This window comes from Clostridium sp. HV4-5-A1G, from assembly GCF_900184915.1.
In the GTDB taxonomy this organism is placed as follows: domain Bacteria; phylum Bacillota; class Clostridia; order Clostridiales; family Clostridiaceae; genus Clostridium_B; species Clostridium_B aromativorans.
Genome location: NZ_FXYI02000052.1, coordinates 1 through 18,819, shown reverse-complemented (window position 1 = coordinate 18,819; position 18,819 = coordinate 1). Strand labels below are relative to the sequence as shown.

20 protein-coding genes are annotated in these 18,819 nt (G+C 34.3%); 3 read left to right on the top strand and 17 right to left on the bottom strand.

Annotated features, from left to right (window positions below):
• Positions 1 to 498: 498 nt before the first annotated feature.
• Complete coding sequence (locus J5G60_RS07745) at positions 499 to 828, bottom strand: PadR family transcriptional regulator (protein ID WP_150355366.1); 330 nt, start codon at positions 826 to 828, stop codon at positions 499 to 501.
• 194 nt (positions 829 to 1,022) lie between these two features.
• Positions 1,023 to 1,859 carry a L,D-transpeptidase family protein gene (locus tag J5G60_RS07740; RefSeq protein ID WP_150355367.1) on the bottom strand — a complete coding sequence of 279 codons (837 nt, stop codon included), beginning with the start codon at positions 1,857 to 1,859 and terminating at the stop codon, positions 1,023 to 1,025.
• Positions 1,860 to 2,185: 326 nt separating this feature from the next.
• Between J5G60_RS07740 and J5G60_RS07735 the strand changes: the two genes are divergently transcribed.
• Positions 2,186 to 2,911, top strand: coding sequence for an IS1096 element passenger TnpR family protein (locus J5G60_RS07735; RefSeq protein ID WP_150355368.1), 726 nt, complete (start codon positions 2,186 to 2,188; stop codon positions 2,909 to 2,911).
• 150 nt (positions 2,912 to 3,061) lie between these two features.
• Here the strand turns inward: J5G60_RS07735 and J5G60_RS07730 are convergent, their stop codons facing one another.
• Both J5G60_RS07730 and J5G60_RS07725 read right to left on the bottom strand, forming a co-directional pair.
• On the bottom strand, positions 3,062 to 3,214 hold the full coding sequence (locus J5G60_RS07730; protein ID WP_190972137.1) for a hypothetical protein: 153 nt from the start codon (positions 3,212 to 3,214) through the stop codon (positions 3,062 to 3,064).
• A gap of 27 nt (positions 3,215 to 3,241) precedes the next feature.
• Positions 3,242 to 3,481, bottom strand: a complete 240-nt coding sequence (locus J5G60_RS07725; protein WP_150355369.1) for a YdbC family protein — start codon at positions 3,479 to 3,481, stop codon at positions 3,242 to 3,244.
• A gap of 200 nt (positions 3,482 to 3,681) precedes the next feature.
• Between J5G60_RS07725 and J5G60_RS07720 the strand changes: the two genes are divergently transcribed.
• Positions 3,682 to 4,143 carry a MarR family winged helix-turn-helix transcriptional regulator gene (locus tag J5G60_RS07720; RefSeq protein WP_190972138.1) on the top strand — a complete coding sequence of 154 codons (462 nt, stop codon included), beginning with the start codon at positions 3,682 to 3,684 and terminating at the stop codon, positions 4,141 to 4,143.
• 1 nt (position 4,144) lies between these two features.
• The gene (locus J5G60_RS07715; RefSeq protein ID WP_150355371.1) at positions 4,145 to 4,723 is read left to right on the top strand and encodes a class I SAM-dependent methyltransferase; all 579 of its coding nucleotides are present in this window, start codon (positions 4,145 to 4,147) and stop codon (positions 4,721 to 4,723) included.
• Positions 4,724 to 4,847: 124 nt separating this feature from the next.
• On the opposite strand, the gene glmS is transcribed toward J5G60_RS07715, so the two are convergent.
• The 13 genes from glmS to cdaA form a co-directional block, all read right to left on the bottom strand.
• Positions 4,848 to 6,674 (bottom strand): glutamine--fructose-6-phosphate transaminase (isomerizing), encoded by a 1,827-nt coding sequence (gene glmS, locus J5G60_RS07710; RefSeq protein WP_150355372.1) that lies wholly within the window; start codon positions 6,672 to 6,674, stop codon positions 4,848 to 4,850.
• 640 nt (positions 6,675 to 7,314) lie between these two features.
• The gene (locus tag J5G60_RS07705; protein ID WP_150355373.1) at positions 7,315 to 7,515 is read right to left on the bottom strand and encodes a DUF4177 domain-containing protein; all 201 of its coding nucleotides are present in this window, start codon (positions 7,513 to 7,515) and stop codon (positions 7,315 to 7,317) included.
• A 184-nt stretch (positions 7,516 to 7,699) separates the two neighbouring features.
• Complete coding sequence (gene glmM, locus J5G60_RS07700; protein ID WP_150355374.1) at positions 7,700 to 9,052, bottom strand: phosphoglucosamine mutase; 1,353 nt, start codon at positions 9,050 to 9,052, stop codon at positions 7,700 to 7,702.
• 145 nt (positions 9,053 to 9,197) lie between these two features.
• Positions 9,198 to 9,728, bottom strand: coding sequence for a 2-oxoacid:acceptor oxidoreductase family protein (locus J5G60_RS07695; RefSeq protein ID WP_150355375.1), 531 nt, complete (start codon positions 9,726 to 9,728; stop codon positions 9,198 to 9,200).
• A 1-nt stretch (position 9,729) separates the two neighbouring features.
• Complete coding sequence (locus J5G60_RS07690; protein WP_150355376.1) at positions 9,730 to 10,479, bottom strand: thiamine pyrophosphate-dependent enzyme; 750 nt, start codon at positions 10,477 to 10,479, stop codon at positions 9,730 to 9,732.
• Entirely contained in the window at positions 10,479 to 11,549 is a 1,071-nt protein-coding gene (locus J5G60_RS07685) for a 3-methyl-2-oxobutanoate dehydrogenase subunit VorB (RefSeq protein ID WP_150355377.1), read from the bottom strand. Before J5G60_RS07685 ends, J5G60_RS07690 begins: the two co-directional genes overlap by 1 nt.
• 18 nt (positions 11,550 to 11,567) lie before the next feature.
• A complete protein-coding gene (locus tag J5G60_RS07680; RefSeq protein ID WP_150355378.1) occupies positions 11,568 to 11,777 on the bottom strand; it encodes a 4Fe-4S dicluster domain-containing protein in 210 nt (69 codons plus the stop codon).
• Between the two features lie 144 nt (positions 11,778 to 11,921).
• Positions 11,922 to 12,584: an ATP-binding protein gene (locus tag J5G60_RS07675; RefSeq protein ID WP_150355379.1), complete on the bottom strand. Its 663-nt coding sequence runs from the start codon at positions 12,582 to 12,584 to the stop codon at positions 11,922 to 11,924.
• Between the two features lie 206 nt (positions 12,585 to 12,790).
• Positions 12,791 to 13,867, bottom strand: a complete 1,077-nt coding sequence (buk, locus tag J5G60_RS07670; RefSeq protein WP_150355380.1) for a butyrate kinase — start codon at positions 13,865 to 13,867, stop codon at positions 12,791 to 12,793.
• A 48-nt stretch (positions 13,868 to 13,915) separates the two neighbouring features.
• Positions 13,916 to 15,001 carry a butyrate kinase gene (gene buk, locus J5G60_RS07665; RefSeq protein WP_150355381.1) on the bottom strand — a complete coding sequence of 362 codons (1,086 nt, stop codon included), beginning with the start codon at positions 14,999 to 15,001 and terminating at the stop codon, positions 13,916 to 13,918.
• A 90-nt stretch (positions 15,002 to 15,091) separates the two neighbouring features.
• Entirely contained in the window at positions 15,092 to 16,681 is a 1,590-nt protein-coding gene (locus tag J5G60_RS07660) for an NAD(P)/FAD-dependent oxidoreductase (RefSeq protein WP_150355382.1), read from the bottom strand.
• Positions 16,671 to 17,918 (bottom strand): CdaR family protein, encoded by a 1,248-nt coding sequence (locus J5G60_RS07655; protein ID WP_150355383.1) that lies wholly within the window; start codon positions 17,916 to 17,918, stop codon positions 16,671 to 16,673. Before J5G60_RS07655 ends, J5G60_RS07660 begins: the two co-directional genes overlap by 11 nt.
• On the bottom strand, positions 17,885 to 18,736 hold the full coding sequence (gene cdaA / locus J5G60_RS07650) for a diadenylate cyclase CdaA (RefSeq protein ID WP_150355384.1): 852 nt from the start codon (positions 18,734 to 18,736) through the stop codon (positions 17,885 to 17,887). The genes J5G60_RS07655 and cdaA overlap by 34 nt, the downstream gene beginning before the upstream one ends.
• Positions 18,737 to 18,819: the final 83 nt, after the last annotated feature.

Below are 18,819 nucleotides of genomic sequence, written 5' to 3'. Positions count from 1 at the left end.
AAATCAAATATATAAATAAATATTATATTTCATTACAATTTTTTTATAAGTCTTAACTATTTGTTTTACATGCTTGTTATCCAAATATACTATGAAAGTCAAGATAATGCATAAAATTACAAGAGGATACAAAAAATTTACAGAAAATAAAACATACTTTTCAGTGAATATTTTTATCATAGCTATAATTGAAAACATCACCACAGATCCAAGCACAAATAACACTTTTGTCTTTGTATAATACAATTCAAAGGATTTTTTTGTAATCCACTGACATGCATACACAGCAAAAATTACAATAAATATAGTTGAAAGTACAAATCCCAGTGTAATTTGAAGTTGAAATTGTCCTTTGAAAATATTCATTATATCAATTGAAAAACAGATTCGAAGATCTAAGGTAACATACTATATCCATTATCACCAGGTTATTTTCTACTGATAGTTGTTTGTCTCTTAAATTATTTTATCTGCGGAGTTTTTTCAATTGATTTACCATTATTCACCCTCCAAACATAATATTTTTTTCACTATACTTGAAACATTATTCCAATATATTTCAAAACTTTTTAATTCCTCTCTTCCCTTTTTCGTTATAATATAGTATTTTCTGCTCGGTCCTAAAGGTGAAGGCTGGAATTTTCCGAAAATTAAATTTTTCTTCTCCAACCTTATAAGCAGAGGATAAATTGTACCCTCTTTTATCTCACTAAATCCATAATTTCTAAGTGATACCATAATTTCATATCCATAGGTAATTTTTAAACTTATTATCTTCAATATGCAGCCTTCCAGAGTTCCTCTCATAAGTTGAGACTTATCGAACATGTATTTCCCTACTTTCCAAATTCAATATTTAATCTACATTGCACTACATAGTAGGTTAATTATATTGTAATACAACCCAATCTCTCGGTCAATAAAAAAATGAGGGATCATGTATCATCTTACATTCAGATATAAAAAAATGAAAGAAACTTGAAACAAAGTTTCTCATTTCTTTCATGAGCTAATAAATATTTTCATTGTATCAAGATTCCTGAACCTATAGGGACATTATCGTAAATATATTTTGCATTTTCAAGAGCTAGTCTTATACAACCATGGGAAGCAGATTTCCCAAGAGTACCATCTACCAGATTTCCGTTTTTATCAAATAAAACACTGTGAAATAAATAATTCCCCTGAAATTGTGTAAAATATTTAAGTATGGCTCCATTTTCTGATTCAAATTGCGGACCCTTTATCCCTACAAAGAATTGACCTTTAACTGTTGGTGTACCGCCTGTTCCTGATGCACACTGAAATGAATTTATCAGTCTCCATTTATGGATGCTTCCATTAAAAATGTATACCATCTGTTCTGATGTACTGACCATAACATAATAATCAGTATAGCTCTGAGTATCCAACTTATTTACTATACCTTCCGAATAAGCTGAATTAAAATTAGACACTATTTCTGCTGTGGGCTTGTACATTACATCTGGAGTAGGCTTCTTTTTCAAATCTTTCAACGTGACCCCACTTACTATTCCATCTGTAGTAAGATCATGTTTGTGCTGAAAGTCCATCACAGCATATACTGTCTGTTCCCCAAAATCCCCATCTTCATTTACAGTGTAACCAAATTTTTTAAGTTTCTTTTGAATATCTTTTACATCATTCCCCTTATCCCCTGCCTTAAGAATGCTTCTAGGTGGTGATACCGGTTTTTTTTCTTTTGGATGCGGAGTTATGTTACTACCAACATTTACTTTTTGAGCATCTTCTCTATTATATATACTAGATAAATTGCTGCATGCAGAAAAACTAAAAATTATTACACCTACAATTCCTATTAATAAAATTCGCTTCATATGGCTCTCCCATTCCTCTTATTGCGGTTTAATTTAAAAAATAAAATTCCTCCTTTAATAATAATGACGATAAGATATTACACTATGTTACATAAATACAACCTATATTCATCATATTATTATATCACTCAAATGGTACCAAAAAACCTATAAAATAGTGAGGTTTAAAATTTAACACTCTATAAACATATTATAACACGGAATAATATTATTTATATACTCAAATATGTTATTTTCTGCCTAAAAATATTTTACTTACTCTTATAAAATAGGTTATAATAAAAACAAATAATATCACGAACTTCATTTAGTCAGGAGGAATAACTTTGAAAGGGAAATGTTATTATTGCAATAATGAATTCAGCAAATCGGGAATTTTACGGCATCTGAAAAGCTGCAGAGAAAGGAAAAAATATTTAACTACTATCGCAGTTAATTCTAAATCAGACATAGACAAATACATACTTGTAGCAGAAACTCCCCACTCTTCTACATACTGGATGTATATATCCATAAACAGCAATGCTCAATTAAGAGATCTGGATCAATTTATAAGGGATGTTTGGGTGGAATGCTGCGGTCATTTGAGCAGTTTCAAGATAAATGGAGAATATTATGAATCCACAACAGATTTCGAAGATAACTGGATGAACTCTAAAGATATGAACATAAAACTTAAAAATGTAATAGATGTTGGAGATAAAATGGACTATGAATATGATTTTGGATCCACTACATATTTGAGAATAAGAGTTGTGGATAAAGAGCTATCTCCGAATACAGGAAAACAAATAGAATTGATGGCAAGAAATAACGAGCCACCGATAAAATGTTCCGAATGCGGGAGAAAAGCCTTCTATTATGACTGTGAAAATGAAGAATATCTCTGTGAAAATTGTGCAGAAAATTTTTCAGGTGATGAAGAAATGCTGGAAAAACTAGATTATGAAAATTCACCCCGAGATCATGTTTGTGGATATTATGGGGATAAAGACAATGAAAAACCCTATCTTCCCAAACTGCCAGATGATAAAAAGAAGGCAACTTCATAAATTAATAAAATGATTTTGATTGCCTTTATATGCAATATATCTCTGATTAAAAAGCCCTACACCCTCCCAACTATGGAGGATGTGGGTTTTTACCTTATTACTATGTTTATATTAAACTCCTCTGGAGTTTAATACGGCAAAATCAAAATATCACATTTTACTGCCATAATACGGGGGCGATAATGGCTTTTTCAAAGCTGCTGCTTCTGCCCCGATGAGATCCACCTCTTTTTGTAAATGTCCCTTCCCCTCAAAATAAAGGCCAATGGGACATCCCCTGTATTTTTCAATATCCTTCACCATCATTCCCTCCTTGACAGAATAAAAGATCTATTCTACATCTAGTTCATCAATATCAATCTTACTCAACAAGTCCTTTAACTTTGATATCTCCTCTTTATTTAAAGTTATCCCTTTCCCCATTTTCTCATGTGTTTCGTCCCAATCCCTAATGTCTATTTTCGCCTTTCTGTCGTTCCAGCTGATGATGTTGACTTCTTTCTTCCATCCTCTCGAACCTTCAGACAGTGTTCCTATATTTTCAACAATATCAAATTTAATATTCGGCATTTGAATCTCTCCTCCTTCAATACACAATTGTAAGAAACTAACATACAGAATGTGATCTAAATAATAAATTTCTGATGTATATTATATCATATATTCACCTTGAACAATGAATTCTAATTTAACTATGATTATTTTTTGACTTTTCAATTAAAACGATCTATACTTATATTGTTTCCATGGAAAAAATAAGGGGCGATATTATGTCGGATATTGAACAATTATTATTTATCTTTCATGAACTAATAGAAAACATCCAGAGAATGAATCAAAGTGAGTACGATACTTGGGAAACAGACCTTAAGCCTGCTGAAATCCATTTAGTAGACTGCATATACAAAAACGCGGGAAGCAATCTTTCGGCAATTTCAGATGTTTTCGGCATAACTAAAGGTGGAGTTAGTAAAATGCTCAAACGATTGCAGGTTAAAAATACTATCGTATCGTTTAAAAAACCAGGCAATAATAAGGAACTCTATTTTGAACTAACTGAGAAGGGTAAAGAGATATATAAAAAGCATCAGGAAATTCATGAAAAATGGAAAAATCGAGACTCTAAAATACTTGCAAAGTTAAATTATAAAGAAATTCATCAACTATTATGTTCTATACAAAAACTTAATCAATACGTTAGAGACGAAATTGAAGAAATGAGGATTGAGTAAAATGCCATCAAGAAAAAAATTTTATGAAATGTTGTATAACACTAGTGATGAGAGCAAACTTTCCTGGTATCGAGAGGATGCACCCGAGTTTTTAAAAAAGTTGGCCAAGAGTTTCAAAGGAACCGAAAGCGTACTCGATATAGGATGCGGTACAGGGACAAATGCTGTTTACCTAGCAAAACTTGGCTTTAAAGTAACCGCATTGGACTTTGTAGAAAAGGCTTTAAAATTTGCAGAAAAAAACTCTAAAAAAGCAAATGTCAATATTGATTTCGTTCATGCGGATATCTTTAATTGGAAAGTATCTCAGACCTTTGACATAGTACTTGATTCAGGATGTTTGCATAATTTTAGAGGATTACAACGAAAAGAATACAAAAATATTGTTCTTAAGTTAATGAATAGTAAATCATACTTTATCCTCGTCCATTTCGGAAGAAAATTGCCATTTTCTTTTCCAATTGGGCCGGCAAAACGTTCAAAAAACGAAATTATTTCTTTATTTGCACCAGAACTCCATTTATTAGATTTTAGCTTGGATAAAAATGGAGAGTTGTACTATTACTGTTTTTCTAAATAATTATTAAACCGTACCTGGATTTGTTTAAATCAAAGCTAGGTACGGTCTCTATATTTAACTTACTTTACACACTGCAATTGAATTTTATTTCAAGCCAGTAAAAGCAACTATCCACCATTATAGTCTACTCTACTGTAACGGACTTGGCCAAATTCCTAGGCTTATCCACATCGCAGCCTTTCTTTATGGAAATATAATAGGCCAGAAGCTGAAGTGGAATTACCGCAAGTACCGGAGCAAATATATCCAGTGTCTTGGGAAGGAATATGACAGAGTCAGCTGCCTTCTCAACATTCTTGTTTCCCTCAAAAGCAAAAGCCAGAACCTTAGCTCCCCTGGTAGTCACTTCTTTGATATTGCTTACCATCTTTTCAACCAGTTTCTCCTGTGTAGCCCCTGCAATCACCACAGTTCCATCTTCAATCAACGCTATAGGACCGTGCTTCAGTTCGCCGCCGGCGTAAGCTTCCGAATGGATATAAGATATCTCCTTCAGTTTCAGGGATCCTTCCAATGCAACAGCGTAGTCAAGGCCTCTTCCCAAAAAAAATACATCTTCCTTTTTGTAGGTTTTTTCTGCAAACTCCTGGATGATCTCTTTATTTGCAAGCACTTTTTCCGCCTTCACAGGCAGGGAAAGCATTTCCTCTTTTATCTTTTCTATTTTTTCTGTGCTAATGGTCCCCTTATGCTGCGCGAAAAAGAGAGCTACTATATAAATTGCAATCAGCTGGGTTACATATGCCTTCGTAGAAGCAACTGCTATTTCAGGACCCGCCCAGGTATAGAGCACATCATCCGCTTCCCTGGATACAGAACTTCCCACCACATTTGTTATGGCTATTACCCTGGCACCCTGCTTCTTTGCTTCTCTCAAGGCTGCAAGGGTATCAGCAGTTTCTCCAGACTGGCTTATTATTATCATCAAAGTTCTTTCATTTACTATAGGATTCCTGTACCTGAATTCTGAAGCAATATCCACTTCTACAGGCATTCTCACCAGTTTTTCTATCACATACTTTCCAACCATTCCCGCATGGTATGCAGTTCCGCAGGCCACTATATATATTTTATCTATATTTTTAATTTGTTCTTTTGTTATTTTTATATCATCTAAAGTTACAGGCTTTCCCAGCATGATTCTAGATGTCATAGTATCTTTTATAGCCTTTGGCTGTTCATGTATCTCTTTCATCATGAAATGCTCAAATCCACCTTTCTCGGCAGCATTTGCACTCCAGGTAACATGATAAACATCCCTCTTTATTTCTTTCTTATCTTCAGATAAAAGTTTCACACCATCTTCTGTTATAACCACAAATTCATTTTCATTCAAAAGATATATATCTCGCGTATGGTTTAACACAGCCGGAATATCCGATGCTATATAGTATTCATTTTTACCAAGACCCACTATAAGGGGGCTGTCTTTTCTCACTGCAACCAGTTTTCCAGGCTCTTTCGAGCAAATAACCCCGATGGCATAACTTCCTCTTATCCTTGATATTGCTTTCATGACCGCCTCTACTATATCTCCATTGTAGAAATATTCTATAAGTTGTGGAATAACTTCTGTATCAGTTTCAGATATAAATTTATATCCCTTGGATGTGAGCCACTCTTTAAGTTGTACATAATTTTCTATTATACCATTATGAACTACACTTATTGTTCCGTCCTGACTGTTATGTGGATGTGCATTTAAATCAGAGGGTTTACCATGGGTCGCCCACCTTGTATGACCTATTCCAACTATACCCTTTAATGGATGTTTTGACAATTTATCTTCCAAATTTTTAAGTCTTCCCTTACACTTCACCACATTGATGTGATCTTTATCTATTATAGCAACTCCTGCTGAATCATATCCTCTGTATTCAAGTTTGCTAAGACCTTCAATTAAAATGGGTGATGCCTGTTTTTTTCCAACAAATCCAACTATTCCGCACATATTAATCTTCCTTTCAATATTTAATATATTAAATGCAGCACAATTCTCCACTAATAACACGGTAGTTTCTTTCAATATGAAATCAAAAAGTCATAATCAAATAAAACCCGAATTATTATTGATTTTTCAGGAAATCGTACTTTTGGAATCGCATATTCGACTCCTATTAAAGGTTTTTACACCAAACTGATGTTGTATCAGAAATTGCTTCCTGGTTTTATCAGTTGTTAACGGTAGTGCGATACCGTGGGGCACCCGCCGAAGATTCGATACTCCCCATCCTCGTCAACTCAAGTGAGACTCCAAATCTTCGATTTGGTCAGTCGAACTTAAGTTCTGGCGCTTTTGTTACATTACTACTAACTAATAACCACCTGCCTTTAATATAATTGACAACCTCAAATCTGTCATCAATACATTATATTATTTAATTTAATTTTTTGTCAACTATCGCAATTGTGAAATATATGCATCCTCAATATGGAATTTATTCTAAATCATCTTGAAATATGGTCGTTTCCTAAGATCATACTATGTAAATACATATTAAATTCAATTATTAATTTTGTATTAACATAGTTTATAATAGTGTTTAAATTTTTGACCAAATGATTTTTGCCCTAATCTAATTCTTTGTAATTTAATTTTCTATACGCCTTTTAAATATTATACAGTCGCCGTCCACTTTGGAATCTTTACCCAGTGTGGTATATGGTTTTTGTATAATTCCTGAAAATTCCCAATTATCTTTACCAAATTTATTCAATTTTTCTTCTAAAGTCAAATCATCATCTGAACCCAGAAAATTCTCTGCTGTAAATACTTTATATTCCCATACCATTTCTCTATAACTCCTCCAAATATCATATATTAGCATTAAAATAGGCAAAAATCATTTAGGTCTCTAATTAATATACTTCCCAATTTTACATTATAATAGAGCTAAAAATATTTAATTAAAAAATAAAAATACACTGCTTAGTATTTTACAGCAGTGTATTAAAATTTATATATTTTTTAATGTTTCACAAACTGGCCTTCTGCTGAATCATTTCAGCTAAATTACGAGCAATTTTATCTATTTCATTTTGATTTTCTCCCTCCAGCATGACCCTGACAAGTGGTTCTGTTCCTGAAGGTCTTATCAGTACTCTCCCACAGCCATCTAACTTTTTCTTTACTTCTTCTATTTTTTTTATTATCTCTGCATCTTCTTCATATATGTTTTTTTTGTCATTAGACACTTTTGCATTTGCCAGTACCTGGGGCAAATTCTTCATCATGGAAGCAAGCTGGGATAATTTTTTGCCGCTTTTTTTAACTATGGAGGATATCTGCAGTGCAGTGACAAGTCCATCTCCTGTGGTATTATAATCCAGCATGATTATATGTCCCGATTGCTCTCCGCCTAATTTATATCCTTCCTTCACCATCTTCTCAAGCACATATCTGTCTCCCACCTTGGTTTTTACTGTATTCATTTTTTCTCTTTCAAGTGCTATATCAAGTCCCATATTACTCATAACAGTAACCACCACAGTGTTTTTATACAACTTGCCCTGTTCCTTTAAGTTTTTCCCTATTATAGCCATAATAAAATCTCCATTTACGAGATTTCCTCTTTCGTCCACAGCAATACATCTGTCCGCATCTCCGTCAAAGGCAAGCCCTAAATCAAATCCTGATTCCACTACAGTTCTCATAAGTTGCTCAGGATGGGTAGAACCGCAGTTGTCATTTATGTTTATTCCATCCGGATTATTATTTATAACTTTTAATTCAGCTCCCAATTCTTCAAAAGCCCTTACAGAAGTCTTATAAGAGGCACCGTTGGCACAGTCTAGCACAACCTTCAATCCCCTTAGATCTCCATCAATAGTTGATTTTGCAAAATCCACATAGCTTTTCAATGCATCTTCCTTTTCAACTATCTTTCTTCCTATTTGCGCACCAAAAGGCACAGATATTCCCTTAAAATCACTTTCAATTATGTACTGTATTTTATCTTCTAGTTCATCAGATAATTTATATCCTGAACCATTAAAAAATTTTATGCCATTGTATTCCACAGGATTATGAGAGGCTGAAATCACTACTCCCGCATCTGCTTTATATTTTCTTGTCAAATAAGCTACTGCTGGTGTTGGTATTACTCCAATGCAAATGGCCTCCGCTCCTATGGAAAGTATACCTGAAACCAATGCACTTTCCAGCATATCTCCAGATATTCTGGTGTCCATTCCAACGAGTATCTTAGGCTTATGTACTGCTTCCGTCAATACATAGGCTCCTGCTTTTCCCAATTTATAAGCCAATTCTGAAGTCAATTCCCCATTTGCAATTCCCCTTACACCGTCAGTGCCAAACATTCTCTGCATACTAATACCTCACTTATTAAAAGTTAATTTGTCTTTTTATATTATATTACATTAAAAATATTTCCACAACGTACTTTTCCATAACTTAAAAAAGCACCTTATTAAATAACCAAAATGGCATTCAATAAAGTGCTTTAACAAAAGCTTACTTTACAAATTCAATACCTTTTTCCACAGCTGCCTTATTGGATTCAAAGAATTTCTCTTTTCCATGATCTTTTAAAGAACTGAGCAATTGATCCATAGAAACTATTCCAGTTTCTTTTACTAAGGCTCCCAACAAAATCATATTAGCTATTTTTTTGCTCCCTATTTTTTCTGCTAGACTTTGAGCCGGGATCGCTATGATCTTTACATCTTTCCTCTTTGGCATAATATCTATTAAATCCGAATCCATTACTATTATACCATTAGGTTCTACAGAGTTTTCAAATTTTTCTAGAGAAGGTCTGTTCATTACAACTATACTATCCGCCCTCAAAACTATGGGAGAGCCTATATCCTCATTGGTCAATATTACAGAACAGTTAGCTGTCCCGCCCCTCATCTCAGGTCCATAAGAAGGAAGCCAGGAAACATTTAAGTTGGCATCCATACCTGCATAAGCCAAGAATTTACCCATAGACAAAATACCCTGTCCACCAAATCCTGCAAAAATAATCTGTTGTGATGCCACCTTACTTCACCTCCTCAGTAGTGTCTTTTTTTACTCCTAAAGGATAGTATGGTATCATGTTATCTCTCAACCACTGCATTGCCTCTTTAGGCGACAGTCCCCAGTTAGTAGGGCATATTGAAAGAACCTCAACCAGTGAAAATCCCTTTCCTTCCAATTGATTTTGAAATGCTTTTTTTATAGCTTTTTTAGCTTTTAAAAGATGAGGTATAGTATCTACAGAAACTCTCTCCACATAACATGCTCCTGTAAGGGTGGATATCATTTCAGAAACCCTCACTGGATATCCAGCTATTTTTGTATCTCTTCCATAAGGAGTAGTCTCAGTAACTTGTCCCGGTAAAGTGGTTGGAGCCATTTGACCTCCAGTCATACCATAAATACAGTTATTCACAAATATAGTAGTCACATTTTCTCCCCTTGTAGCTACATGAACTATTTCTGCAGTACCTATAGCTGCTAAATCTCCATCCCCTTGATAAGTAAATACTACACTATCAGGATTAGTTCTCTTTACACCTGTAGCAACTGCCGGTGCTCTTCCATGGGACGCTTCAAATACATCACAGGCAAAATAATTGTAGGCTAGAACTGAACATCCTACTGGTACAACTGCAATAGTTTTGTCCAATATCCCAAGCTCGTCTATTGCTTCTCCAACTAATTTGTGGATTACTCCATGAGTACACCCTGGACAGTAATGTGTCGGCACATCCAGCAGTGATTTTGGTGGTTCATATACTACAGTCATTATTTTTCCCCTCCTATCATGGCCTTAACCTTTTTTAAAATATCCGAAGGTTCTGGAACCATACCTCCAGATCTTCCATAAAAATCTACTGGTTTTCTACCGTTAGCTGCCAACTTTACATCATAGACCATCTGGCCACAGCTCATCTCTACAGACAGATAACCATGTTTTGTCTTATCTATAGTTTTTTCAAAAGCTTCAACTGGGAACGGCCACAAGGTTATCGGTCTTATCAATCCTATATTTATTCCCTCTTTTTTAGCCATCTTAATTACATTCTTGCATATTCTCGATGTAGTTCCATATGCCACTAATATCAGATCACATTCTTCATCACAATTATACAATTCATATCTAACTTCATTTTCTTTTATCCTCTTAAATTTCTCTTGAAGTTTGTTGTTGTGTTTCTCTAATTCCTCAGGTGCTAAGTACAGGGAGTTTATAATATTATGCTTCTTCCTTCCATTAAGGCCATTAGCTGCCCAGGTTTTCTCAGGTAATTTTCTCTGTGGTCTTTCTTTAAACTCCACAGGTTCCATCATCTGTCCGAGCATTCCATCTCCCATTACCATGCAGGGAGTCCTGTACATATCAGCCACGTCAAAGGCATCCTGTATTAAATCTATCATTTCCTGTATGGAAGCTGGTGCAAATACGGGCATATTATAATCTCCATGTCCACCGCCTTTTGTCGCCTGAAAATAATCTGATTGAGCTGGCTGTATGCTTCCAAGGCCTGGACCTCCTCTTACTATATTCATAATAAGACAGGGTAATTCCGCTGCTGCAATATATGATATACCTTCTGACTTCAAACTAATTCCAGGTGAGCTTGAAGATGTCATACACCTGACACCACTACCAGCTGCACCATAAACCATGTTTATAGCAGCTACTTCACTTTCAGCTTGAATAAAAACTCTATCTATCTTTGGCATAACCTTGGACATATAAGCTGCGACTTCTGTTTGCGGGGTAATGGGATATCCAAAAAAAGCTTTACATCCTGCTTTTACAGCTGCTTCACCTATGGCCTCATTGCCCTTCATTAATACCTTCTTTCCCATAAAAAGCCTACCTCCTTATTATTTTTCAACAGTTATTACACAGTCTGGACATATTCTAGCGCAAGATGCACATGCTACACATTCTTCCATTTTATCTTCTGGAACAGTAGCCGGATGATACCCTTTTGCATTTAACTTGGTGGAAAATGACACAATCTTTTTTGGACAGACTTCTATACAATGTCCACAGCCTTTGCATCTCTCTTCCCTAAAAGTTACTTTTGGCATGAGAAATCCCCTCCTAAAAATTTAGCTATTAAATAATTGTAATTGATTGTAATGTCTCTAGATAATAAATTTAACACCTTTAACTTTATATGAATTTTATTTCTAGCATATTGATTGTTTTAAAATACCTAATTTCCAAATATCCTATTCCCAGGGTGTCTTCATATAAATATCTATAGGAAATACTTTTGTATTTATCTTACCCTGAACTTCATCTGCTAGATCCTTCCTGCATACAGTATATGCATGGGGAATTTTCAATTTGCCAGATAATTTTTCAACCAGTTTATCCCCTTCCAGTATATCCGATACAGTAGTTTCATAGGACAAATTATTATTTGAAATGAGATGAGTTACTTTTAATCTAGATGAAGTTTCTATGAATTTTATATATCTTTCAGTATCCTCTTCATTTGAGGTCAACGGTCTTTTGTTATTAATTACATAATACATATCATAGGGTTCACTATTGAAAAATCTGTTAAATTGTCCAAGTGCTACAGCTCCTTGGTCATCTCCCCCTACATCAAAAAATGCCTGATAGCTTTTGTCATTGAATACTGAAAGCACTTCAGCAGGTATTACCATCAATTCTGCGTTCAATAGATTAGGATCTGATGATATAACTCTTACACCTTTTTTTTCTAGTTCATTTTTCAAACTTCTTGTACAAAAGTATGGATTTACTATATCTAAATCTACTATTGCTGTTTTTTTATTTTCATTTGCAGTATTTATTGCAGAATTAATAGCTATTTCAGTTTTACCACTTCCAAAATGACCTGTAAATATCTTAATTCTACTCATTTTATCACCTCATTTGAAGAACTTATACCCAACGTTGCGCATCTGGTAAACGGTTTCATATAGAGCATAAAACAATTCTATCCTTTAGGCAAAACATTTAAAATACCTGATAATTATCAAAAATATGAATAATAACTGTCAATTAAAGATTCATATGATTTTTTTATACTTTCTTAAATATATTATATCACAAATTTCTCACATTTCTAACTAATTATTTTATATTCTTTAATTTCTTCTCCATTCAAAGCTCTAAATCCCACTTGTGCCAGTTCCAACAGCTCATATCTTTCAGGAATACAAATCACAGATGAGATAAAAGATACCCTCTCTTTTAATTTATTTACCACATTTTCGCTGTAGGCTATGCCGCCTGTTAAAATTATAGCATTCACATCTCCCGAAAGAACCGCTGCACATTTTCCTATTTCTTTGGATACTTGAAGTATAAAGGCATCTAAAATTATTCGGGCCTTTTTGTCTCCCATATTCACCATCATCTCCAATTTCCTAAAATCATTTGTACCCAGGTAAGCCACCATTCCACCTTCTCCAGCTATTATTCTCTTCATCTTGTGGTAGCTATATTTGCAACTATAACAAAGATTTACCAGATCTCCTACCGGAATTCCACCAGCTCTTTCTGGAGTAAATGGTCCATCTCCATCCAATGCATTATTTACATCTACAACTCTCCCTCTTTTATGTGCCCCTACTGAGACTCCGCCGCCCATATGAGCAACTATCAAATTTAAATCTGCATAATCCATACCTATATCAGCAGCATATTTTTTCGCTACCGCTTTTTGATTCAAAGCATGAAATTTACTTTTCCTAGTTATATCAGGCATGCCTGATATCCTCGCTATGTCCCATAATTCATCCACAGTAACTGAATTTATTGTAAATGCAGGTATTTTCAAAGGGCCTGCTATACTATCTGCTATTATAGCTCCTAAATTTGAAGCATGTTCACCTTGTATCCCCACTTTTAAATCCTCTATCATAGCTTCATTTATCCTATAAATTTTATCTTCTCTAAGATTTAAAAGACCACCCCTCCCAACAACTGCACTTAAGGTATTTAAATCAAAACTTCTTTTCCTCAATATTTTTAATACATCTTCTTTTCTGAACTGAAACTGGTCATAAACTCTATCATATTTATTTATGTAAGATGATGAATACATTATAGTTTCTTTCAATATCTCTTTTTTACCTTCACAAACATATACTTTAGTAGATGTAGAACCAGGATCAATCACTAAAATTCTGTATTCCATATTTTCCCTCCTCAAAATCCTATTGGCCGTTTCATTGATAATATGTACCTATGTAAAAGATACCTCTTCATCATAAATTTTTACCCTTTCTTTTCCCTGAAGTACTCTTAGCGCCCCTTGAGCTAAGGCCAGCATTTCAAGTTCACCTGGTATTATTTCAACAGGGGCAATAAAAGCTACCATATTTTTTATGACATTCGTAAGAACTCTACTATAAGCCATTCCTCCGGTTAATATTACCGCATCTACTTGTCCATTAAGATCCACTGACATGGCCCCTATTTCCTTAGCAATCTGATATGCCATTGCTTCAAGTATGAATTTAGCCTTTTTGTCCCCATTTTCAATCCTATTTGCTATTTCCTTACCATTATTAGTTCCCAAATAAGCTACAAGTCCTCCCCTACCTACTATTTTCTCTCTCAGTTCTTCACGGGTGTATTTACCGCTAAAGGCCAATTCTATTAAATCTCCACAGGGCAGAGTCCCTGCTCTTTCTGGTGAAAAAGGCCCTTCTTCATTGGCATTATTTGTATCAATTATTCTTCCATTCTTAACAGGAGATACAGATATGCCTCCACCTATGTGTGCAACCACAAAAGAGCTTCTGTCAAAATCTTTATGAAACTTACGGCATACTTTTCTACAAACGGCTTTGGTATTCAACGCATGAACGAGAGATTTTCTTACAATCTGTGGTATGCCTGATATTCTTGAAATGTCATCTATTTCATCTACTGCTACTGGATCCACTATAAATGCCTGTACGCCAGCTTTTTGGGCTATTATATTTGCAATAATTCCTCCTAAATTAGAGGCATGCTGTGCTTGATAACCTATCTTCAGATCCTCCAGCATTTTCTGCGTGACCTTATAGGTTCCTCCAGGCATAGAACGCAGCAGCCCTCCTCTCCCTACTACAGCAGACAATCTGTTTAATACTACATTGTTGGATCTAAGCCAATCTAATACAACTTCAGTGCGCATTTCCTTTTGAGCATATATGCTTTTAAACTTTTTTATTTTATCCACATCATGTAATATATTATCTGAAATTTTACATTCTTCATTTTCAAATAATGCTATTTTAGTTGATGTAGAACCAGGATTAATTACCAGTATAATATTGTCCATATAAAATACCCCCGTAAAATATATTCTTCAACAATCACATTTTACCAGATATATATTAAAAAGAAAACGTACCAGTATACCCACAACTGCTCAGAAAGGTCTATAGTTTTCAATTATGCTTTCCGCTGCCTTAATACCATCTACTGCAGCAGATACTATACCCCCTGCATATCCTGCACCTTCTCCACAGGGATATAGTCCACTTAAGGATATACTTTCAAAACTATTGTTTCTAAGTATTCTAACAGGCGCAGAAGTTCTAGTTTCAATACCTGTTATTACTCCATCACCCTCCGCATATCCGGGTATTTTCTTCTCAAAGTAGATAAAACCTTCCTTCAATCCTATAACTACCTTTGATGGAAGGCACTGCTTTAAATCTCTAAACTCATATCCCGGTCTGTAAGTAGGCTTTACTTCACCAAATCCAGTAGAAATTTTCTCCCTTATAAAATCCCTGATCAACTGCACCGGAGCAACGTAATTTCCTCCCCCTAATTTGTACGCTAACCTTTCATAATATCTTTGAAATTCCATACCTTTTAGAGGGGAATTACCTTGAAAATCATTCTCATCAACAGTTACTACCACAGCAGAATTTGCATTATCAAGATTTCTCTTATAATAGCTCATTCCATTAGTCGCAAGTGCCCCTTCTTCTGAAGCCGCAGATACAACTTCTCCTCCAGGACACATACAAAAACTGTAGACCCCTCTTCCACTTTTAGATTTATATGTAAGCCTATAATCTGCAGGGCCCAATTTAGGATGCCCTGCAAATTTCCCATATTGACTTATATCTATCATGTGCTGTGAATGCTCCACCCTAACACCTACAGCAAAAGCTTTGGGCTCCATGAATACTTTTCTTCTAAAAAGCATTTCATATGTATCTCTAGAACTGTGTCCTATAGCAAGTATTAAATTGCTGCAGGGAATTTCACTTCCATTTACAATTAGACCCTTTAATTTTTTGTTTTCTATCATTAAATCCTCCAGCCTGCTGTTAAATAGTATTTCTCCCCCTAATTTTAATATTTTATTTCTTATATTTTTAACCACAATTTTTAAGTTATCTGTTCCTATATGAGGCTTGCCATCATATGTAATTTCATCAGGGGCACCATATTTCGAAAATGTATCCAAAATAAAATCACATCTTTTATCCTTTATTCTAGTAGTCAATTTGCCATCGGAAAAAGTACCCGCTCCACCCTCTCCGAACTGAACGTTGGATTCTAAATTCAGCTTGCCGGTGGTCCAAAATCTATTTACTGTTTTTGCTCTATCTTCAATTTTTTCCCCTCTTTCTATTATAAGCGGTCTGTATCCTTTTCTTGCCAAAAGAAGGCCTGCAAACATACCTGCAGGCCCCATTCCAACAACTACAGGTCTGGAATCCATTTCCTTTCTCCCCGGAATTATTTTCCATCGTACAGTTCTTCCTTCTATTATTACATCTTTATCCACTGACTTTAATTTTTTTTCTGCTGAGCATACTACTTCTACAGAATAATTAAATTTTATACTGTTCTTTCTTCTGGCATCTATAGATCTTCTCAGTACTCTAAATTTTTCAATATCACTTTTACTTATTCTAAGTTTTTTTGCAGATTTACTTTTCAATTCTTCTAAATTTCCATCTATACCCATAATCAAATTATTAATTCTAATGGCCATTTTGTCCCTCCGACGTTTTTTTACTTATTTCTAAATTCACACTCTGCGGATTTTGAGATACTAATGTCAATCCCTGAGGTAGAGATATCACTACATTGGCGGAGTGAACCCCTTCATCCATCGAATCCGCATCTACAAAGCAAGCTATACTATTTTCATTTAGATTATTTAGAATACTATCAGATCCAGAAACTACTATCGATACACTCCCGCTGCTCAATTTGGCTGTATAATTGTCACTTAAATTCCTAACAAGTATATTCAAATTTAATTGCCTCTGCGATTCCCCATCAACTTTAAATGTACTCGAATTCAATTTTAATTGTATCACTCCATCACTATTTACTAATTTTACCCCTTCTGGAACTACTAACTTGATCTGTGTACTTTCTGCACTTCCTATTTTGCTTAAATCAACAGGCTCTGTATCTATTCCACTTATATTCTTTATCACACTTTCATTGCCAGCTATATCTACCTTATCCGGCACAGCAGTCATCAAATTAGTTTCCGAACCATTTATAGAATTACCACGAACTTTAATATTTACTGGAACGGTTTTTATTTTTCCAATAGGTATGACAACCTTAACAGCAGAAGGACTTATACTGGTATCTTTTATTAAATTTCCAGATACATCTTGAGGTTGAAGCGATAATGTTGTACTTATGTCATTTTGAGCATATTTTAAATCATATATAGCTGCAGCATATTTCACCGCATTTATTGAATCTTGAGCACCGCTTATTTTTGCTTTTTCTGTTTTCAAGACAGGATCTAGAGCATAATATCCTTCTTTGGGTTTTCCTCTTAGTATTATTTTTATGGATACAAATTTTTCCTTTAATTCGTCTAACTGTATTTTTATCCATAAATTTTGATTATTTATTATACTTATATTACTGGGGCTCTTTTTTACAGTTACCGGTATATTATTTTCTCCCTTTTTCATAACATAAGCACTTAAATCCGAGTTCAATTGAAAATCACTGGGCCTTACCGAATATACATCAGAAGCATTTCCTTTTATTACGAGAGATACATTAGGCTGTTCATTACCCACCTGAACAAGCTTTGATTGAGCAAGTACATTTTTATTTACTATAGTTACAGGAACTACAATTTTTCTTTCTGTCATAGGGTTTTCTATATTAAATATATATAACCATAAGATAAATGCAGCAATAACACAGCATACTTTTATTAAGATCTGGTTCTTTTTATTTTCTTCTTCCACTCAATCACCCTCTCTCTCCATGTGAACTTTTTTTGAAATCTTCTTTTCATTATATTAATAAGAATTTTTTTAAGTCTATCCTTAGTATAATTCCTTATTAATTTTCCATTAACGGCAAAAGAGATAGTTCCTGTTTCCTCAGAAACTACTATAATCAGGGCATCAGAATTTTCTGATATACCAAGGGCTGCTCTATGTCTTGTACCTAATTTTTTATTCAATTCATTATTATTTGTAAGAGGCAAAAAACACCCCGCTGACACTATTCTGTCATTTCTTATTATAGTTGCCCCATCATGCAAAGGTGTATTTACTACAAATATATTCTCTAAAAGAGCCGAAGATACTACAGCATCTATTTTAGTCCCTGTATTTATTATATCTTCAAGTCCTGTAATCTGTTCAATTACAATGAGAGCTCCTGTTTTGCTCTTCGATAAATTATCTACAGAATTTACAACTTCTGTTACAACTCTTTCCATTACCTCTTCATCCTGTAATATATGTTTATCATTAAAGGCTGTTCTTCCAAGATGTTCAAGTGCACGGCGAATTTCAGGCTGAAATATAATAACAAAAGAAAGAACACCTATAGTCAGCGTTTTTGTAAGTATCCAGTTAAGCATTACCAAATGAAAAAAGCTGCTTATGGGTATAAGAAATATTATAAGCACAATTCCCTTTAAGAGCTGCTCGGCTCTAGTTTCTTTTATAAGCATATACACTTTATAAAGTATGTATGATACCACTAATATATCCACAATAGACCACAAACTTATATTCCTTACTGAATTAACTATTATTTGCAATAATTCCACCCGTTCCACCGTCCTATAAAAATATCTCTTAATAATTATACACTATTTAATATTGTTTATATCAATACTTTAAAGTCTGTCTA